Genomic DNA, 5,665 nt, shown 5'->3' with positions numbered 1-5,665 from the left:
ATGCGTAAAATATACAAGGTATCGCAACCTAATGTATTCCCAAGTTAGCTTACGTTATGAGGGATAAGGGCAAGTGTTCTCGCCCATAGAAATAAGGCTATCTAACTTTTGTTAGAGGAAACTTAAACAGCAAACTTTCTATAAAGAAGCTTCGTACCCTTGTGGTCGAAGTAGTTCACTGTTGGATGTAATAATAATGGAATGAAAATTCAAAGTGTAAGTGCAGCTAAAGATAATAAAAATGTTTCAACATCAATAAAAAGTATAGAAGGAAAAAACAGTACAAATAAAATGCAAGATAAAAAAGAAATTTCAAATTCAGAAAGTAAAATTTTCATTAATGAGAAGTCTGTAAAGGACAAAAAGTCAACTTTTCCTTTTGGTATGTCGAAGGATGAGTTGATGATTAAATTAAAGAAATTAAAATTAAAAGTAAAAGGCGAAATTGAAATAACCTCCTCGAAAGAAGATCCAGAGTTAGGGAATCCAATAATAATGACGGATGATATTAGTTTTTCATTTGATAGAAACAATCAATTATTATATGCTATTGGAATCAAACAAAATATCCCCACATCCTTAGGTTTAAAAAATGGTGATTCTTTAGAAAAAATAGTAAAACTATATGGTACAAATTACAAAAAATATAATCCGGGAAATGGATTTGTGTATGAATATTGCTTTAATAATCACTATTTTAGAGTGTTTATTGAGCAGGATAAGGTAACTGGATGGGCTGTTTCAAAATATAAATTCTTAAAATAAAAGAATCGAGTAGGAAGAAAATAATTATTTTATTTTCTGTCTTCTCACACCACCGTATGTATTACTCAGTATACGGCAGTTCAATAGAGTTAGTGTACTTTTGAATATATTTCTGTTATAGATACTAAACCTATTTCTTTTAAATTATTGCTCATGCTGGGTGCACCACTATGAAAAAAGCCAGCAAAGATTTGCTGGCTTTTCGATATAAACAACAATTATAATGAGAACTAACCTCTTTAATGGACTATTTGTTTAATTAACGCCGTATCCATTAATATAGTGTTAGATAAATTATAACTGGCATTTCTAACTGTATTGGATTTATTTCCTTCTATGGTATATACCGTGCTAGAAGAATAGGATTTAACTATTCCAGTATGATTAATTCCGCCATTAACATTAAAGAAAATAACATCACCAGATTTTGGAGTGTATCCAGATTCTCTAGTTTTATATTTTCCTAGATTTTTATACCAATTTGCACCAGCAGAACAAAGAGAATACTTAGGAACAATGCTATTAAGAATGCCTGCTTGATTTGCACACCAGGATACAAACATTGCACACCAAGGATTTCCATCCAAACCATACCACTTACCATACTTGGTTATATTTCCTGCTCCTTCTGTATATCCAACTTCTCCACTAGCAATAGAAACAAATTTGTTCAGTTCTGTACTACCACTTGGATTTTCATTAAACAAAGCATTCCATGTGTTTATTCCAACAATACCATCAACCACTAACTCTTTGGCTCTTTGAAAATTCCTTACGGCTACATCTGTTAAAGAACCAAACCATCCATCTACAGTACCACAATTATAACCTAATTGATTTAATTTTGTCTGTACTTCTATTACATCTGTTCCATTCATCATTGGGCTAGTATAATATAGATTTCTTTTAAATAACATATAATATCTCTCCTCAGATCTAAAGAGCAAAATCTAGTTTGATCTATCTATCAAACAAAAATTAAATGCCAAATTTTACACTTAATTACATATGATTTTTCATAGCATTGTAATCTTCACAACAAACATGTTCAATATCATATCTTATGTTTTTTTGATTATTAAATCCTTGATTTTCTATTTTCCATCTGGTTTTATTGCATATTTCAAACACAGGTTCACAGGCATACAGGCTATCGCCTAAAATACATATAGGGAGTCTAGGATATCTTCTTTTGGTATTTTTAGGATGTTAAGAATAGGGATTGTATGGTATAATGTTATTATTAATACTCTATTGGTAATGTTTTGTGTGGATGTAGAATTAAATGGGGAATATGTTCTCGAAAGAGATAAAATAGTTGTGAGTAAAAGATTAATAGAATTGGGGTGATATATCGATGGAACGATTTATAGCATTTACACTCTTCATACCCGTATATATTGTGCTTTTATATATGTTTACTAATCCAAAAGAAAGTTTTTTATTTGGAAGAAAATGGATGTTTGAAGATAAGAAGCTTGAACCAAGTCCAGAAGTGATTAGACATTATAAGATAATGTCTGTTGTATTGATTTTTGTAATTACTCTTCTTTTAATTTTTTTGTAATAAAGTATATAGTTATTTACTCAACTTTCGCACTACAAAAAAGCCAGCTTTTCCTTGATAAAAGTAGGTAGTGTAGATATAAAATAGTCTAAAAATGAGTTTATTTGTTCTTTAGTTAAAGAAAGTTTTTCATATAGTGCACTTTTAAGTAAATCTAAAATTAATTGTATAGCATCAAAAAATTGTATATCTTGAAGTTCATCGCAACAATAATAAAATAGAGCACCTACAGTACGGATATCAGTATTGTTTCTACTTTCTATAGACAACATAATATATCTTGTAAATACAATAGTAGTATGTGCAACCATTGAATCATAAGAACGTCCTTGAAATTCTTTAGCAAGATTTAAAAATGACTTATTCATTTTAAAGAAAACTTCTATATCCCAACGTTTTCCATATATTCTTATGATTTCTTCATCACTTAATGTAACATCAGTTGAAATTAATGCTAACCAATTTTTAGAGCTATTTTTATCTTTAACAAACACAATTTTAGCTTTTATAGGAGTAGCATGTGAATCTTGACCAATTTCAACAATTACAGAAGCTTTAATTTTAGCTTTACCACGTTTTTTCTTGATAGTAGAATACAAAGATCTTAGATTATATTTCTTACCTTCATAAGTATAAAAAACTTTTGGCATAGCTTTAACCATAGCTATTGTATGAAGATTAAGTTCTAAAATTTTTATCAAAGTTTTAGGATAAGTAAACCAACTATCAAACAAAACATAAGTTGCTGGTAAAGCGTAAGCTGCCGCTTGTTTTAGTAAATCAATCATTACTTCAGGTGCTTTTTTTACAGCTTCTGTTCTAATTTTATAGCCATTTGTTCTTTTATCTATGGTTGAATTAATTGGACATATACGATTTTTTTCTTTTTCTGAACTTAATAATGTAAATGCTAAAGGAAGAAAAGTATTTCCATCAGACCAACCTAAAGTAAGCATTCTGAAGCCCTTTTTATATTTTCTATCAACGTGATCAAACACGTTTGCTAATAATTCTACACTTTTGCTTCTTGTTCTACTATAGAATGAATCATCAACAATTAAAACATTTACTCTATCTTTTGCTGATAATGGTTCAACTTCATTTTTGATTATTGATGATGATAACAAAAATAAGAATTTACGCCAATTATAGTTAGTTGAATTTAAAAATCTATATACAACATCTTTAGCAAAGTTAGTTATGTCATTTTTAGAATCTAGCGTTCGAAATAAATTTTTACCTGTAAATACAAGCATAAAAATGAATTTAAAAATCAAAATGCATGAAAAACCTTTTTCTTTACAAAAATTTGATTGTTTTAAGATAGAACCAATTTTATTTTTCTTAAAAAATCTATCTATAGTTGATTTAAACTTTTTTTCAGTATCATTATTTGGTATAATTGTATTCATGGAGAACATTCCTTTCTTGGTTTTTGTTTGTTGTGATTCAATTATACCAAATAAGGGGATGTTCTTCTATTTTTTTATACCATAGATGTTGAATTTATTGGCTAATGCCTAAAAAATCATGTGCGAAAGTTGAGTTATTTAAAATATAGCAATATAAAACAGTTAACTACCGTTTTATATTGCTAGTTAGTATTGGTTTTTAAGTAAAATTACTTTTCGTTATTACACAGTTATTTTCTCACCTTTAATAGTCACTTTCTCACCTTTCGTGGCTGAAATCCATTGATATAACTTATTTCAAAGCACCCCTACTATGCTATTACTATACTACTACTGTCCTAACGGACAGATTTTTAGTAGTAGTTAATAACAAATATTTAAAAAATCTTTTTAAGAAAAACAATCAAAAATGAGAAACTTTTTGCTATTTTATAATCGAAATTTATGTAATTACAAAAACAATAAATACCTTGTAATTACAGGTATTTATAGGTAAAATAATAGTATATTAATTGGTAAAAATTGTAATTACAAGGTGATTTTATGGAAAATAAGAAAAGTGAAGTTATTCAAATTCGTGTTTCGAAGCTAGAAAAACAAGTAATAAAAGACAAAGCTAGTTTGTTAGGAATAAGCGTAACGGACTATATAATTAACTGTTGTGTGTTTAGTAGTGTTTCGGGTGAACTCGTTTTGCTAAAGCAAAACATCGAGACTTCAGGTGGAGACTCTACTCCACCTGAAGCAAAAGCTTCAATCTCCCACTTATAGAAGTGGGAGTCTTGTAGAATCGATAAATTCATGACAAGTTTATTCTCCATGAATAAACTAAAGTGAAGTAGAACTTAGACTGTTTTACAATAAGTCTGCTTAATTACTGTAAAACAGTTTAAGTGTTTTTGCTCATTTAAAGTTTTTTATATTTCTTATCCAAATTTTAGATTTTTGCATAGGCTTAACTAATTGATCTTTAATTGCATCTGGATGTAATCTTACTTCAAATCTCTTTTTACTATTCATAATTATTTACCTGTAGAACGAATATTTCTCCAGGGAACTGCACTTGATGGATTATTTTCAAGATACTCTATTCTACTGGATAATATTTTTACCTCTTCTTTTTCTTCTAGTTCCATAAGTCTTATATACATTTTTTCGAAGTAGTCATATCCAATTAAAACTGAATCTATATTTCCATTATCAGTTATATATAAAGGTTCCTTTTTAGCTTTTTTTCTAATACTTCCAAATCTCTTTGCTGCTTCAGAAGACTTTACCATTTGATCTTTAGTAATAATTGGCTTAACCATGGCAACACCCACTTTCACATTCTTCCTATCTATTATTACATTCAATTATGTTTTATAAATACCTATAGTTGAGAAAATATCATAACATATATTTACAGTTAAATAATTTCATAAAAAATAGAGACAAATTTCACTTTTTGTTGTATAAATTATTTTGAATACAAACTTTAACAACAGGAGTGAAATTATGTCTCATAAAAATAGTTTACCAGAAAAATCACCAATAAGCCAGTTTTTATTTAGCCTTGGATTCTTTTTATATTTTTCTAAACCTGTTTTAAAGCATATTGAGCAATTTATAAAAGGTTCCACCCAAAAGGGTTATAAAGGAACAATAACTGATATTGTTTTATTGAGTCTTGCTGACTGTCATAGAACTACCTTCGGTAAATTTTTAAGTGAAGGTGTTTGGAATATTGCGTTTGCATGGAAAGGTATCAGGAAGTTTGTTATACGTACAATTTATAAATGTTCTTCATCAAATTATTGAAAAGAATGATGTTTGCCTTGTTACAGTAAACAATTCTAAATATTGGGTTTATCGTTATGAGGGTCACCTTAACGGTGTAGATAATGCAGTAGTATTATTGTGCTGGCACGAGAGTGCATTC

At 28.6% G+C, this 5,665-nt stretch carries 7 protein-coding genes; 4 read left to right on the top strand and 3 right to left on the bottom strand.

Annotation, left to right across the window (positions count from 1 at the left end):
• Positions 1 to 201 precede the first annotated feature (201 nt).
• Positions 202 to 765, top strand: coding sequence for a hypothetical protein (locus CLTEP_RS13350; protein WP_066827505.1), 564 nt, complete (start codon positions 202 to 204; stop codon positions 763 to 765).
• A gap of 239 nt (positions 766 to 1,004) precedes the next feature.
• Here the strand turns inward: CLTEP_RS13350 and CLTEP_RS13345 are convergent, their stop codons facing one another.
• Complete coding sequence (locus CLTEP_RS13345; RefSeq protein ID WP_066827503.1) at positions 1,005 to 1,682, bottom strand: peptidoglycan-binding protein; 678 nt, start codon at positions 1,680 to 1,682, stop codon at positions 1,005 to 1,007.
• Positions 1,683 to 2,122: 440 nt separating this feature from the next.
• Between CLTEP_RS13345 and CLTEP_RS13340 the strand changes: the two genes are divergently transcribed.
• Entirely contained in the window at positions 2,123 to 2,332 is a 210-nt protein-coding gene (locus CLTEP_RS13340; protein ID WP_066827501.1) for a DUF6199 family natural product biosynthesis protein, read from the top strand.
• Between the two features lie 32 nt (positions 2,333 to 2,364).
• On the opposite strand, the gene CLTEP_RS13335 is transcribed toward CLTEP_RS13340, so the two are convergent.
• Positions 2,365 to 3,744, bottom strand: a complete 1,380-nt coding sequence (locus CLTEP_RS13335) for an IS4 family transposase (protein ID WP_066827500.1) — start codon at positions 3,742 to 3,744, stop codon at positions 2,365 to 2,367.
• 543 nt (positions 3,745 to 4,287) lie between these two features.
• On the opposite strand from CLTEP_RS13335, the gene CLTEP_RS13330 reads away from it, so the two are divergent.
• Positions 4,288 to 4,515, top strand: coding sequence for a plasmid mobilization protein (locus tag CLTEP_RS13330; protein WP_066827495.1), 228 nt, complete (start codon positions 4,288 to 4,290; stop codon positions 4,513 to 4,515).
• Positions 4,516 to 4,766: 251 nt separating this feature from the next.
• Here the strand turns inward: CLTEP_RS13330 and CLTEP_RS13325 are convergent, their stop codons facing one another.
• Entirely contained in the window at positions 4,767 to 5,054 is a 288-nt protein-coding gene (locus CLTEP_RS13325) for a prevent-host-death family protein (RefSeq protein WP_066827507.1), read from the bottom strand.
• A 187-nt stretch (positions 5,055 to 5,241) separates the two neighbouring features.
• Here CLTEP_RS13325 and CLTEP_RS13320 point away from each other — a divergent pair, with 187 nt between their 5' ends.
• Positions 5,242 to 5,544, top strand: coding sequence for a hypothetical protein (locus CLTEP_RS13320; protein ID WP_066827493.1), 303 nt, complete (start codon positions 5,242 to 5,244; stop codon positions 5,542 to 5,544).
• The last annotated feature ends 121 nt before the right edge of the window (positions 5,545 to 5,665 follow it).

Source organism: Clostridium tepidiprofundi DSM 19306, from assembly GCF_001594005.1.
Lineage (GTDB): Bacteria > Bacillota > Clostridia > Clostridiales > Clostridiaceae > Clostridium_AC > Clostridium_AC tepidiprofundi.
The sequence above is the reverse complement of the archived record's forward strand: the minus strand, read 5'-3'. Positions and strand labels throughout refer to the sequence as shown.

Excerpts from the sequence above, each read along its gene's own strand:
- CLTEP_RS13350 (WP_066827505.1), top strand. The coding sequence starts at position 202 with ATGAAAATTCAAAGTGTAAGTGCAGCTAAAGATAATAAAAATGTTTCA.
- CLTEP_RS13345 (WP_066827503.1), bottom strand. The coding sequence starts at position 1,682 with ATGTTATTTAAAAGAAATCTATATTATACTAGCCCAATGATGAATGGA.
- CLTEP_RS13340 (WP_066827501.1), top strand. The coding sequence starts at position 2,123 with ATGGAACGATTTATAGCATTTACACTCTTCATACCCGTATATATTGTG.
- CLTEP_RS13335 (WP_066827500.1), bottom strand. The coding sequence starts at position 3,744 with ATGAATACAATTATACCAAATAATGATACTGAAAAAAAGTTTAAATCA.
- CLTEP_RS13330 (WP_066827495.1), top strand. The coding sequence starts at position 4,288 with ATGGAAAATAAGAAAAGTGAAGTTATTCAAATTCGTGTTTCGAAGCTA.
- CLTEP_RS13325 (WP_066827507.1), bottom strand. The coding sequence starts at position 5,054 with ATGGTTAAGCCAATTATTACTAAAGATCAAATGGTAAAGTCTTCTGAA.
- CLTEP_RS13320 (WP_066827493.1), top strand. The coding sequence starts at position 5,242 with ATGTCTCATAAAAATAGTTTACCAGAAAAATCACCAATAAGCCAGTTT.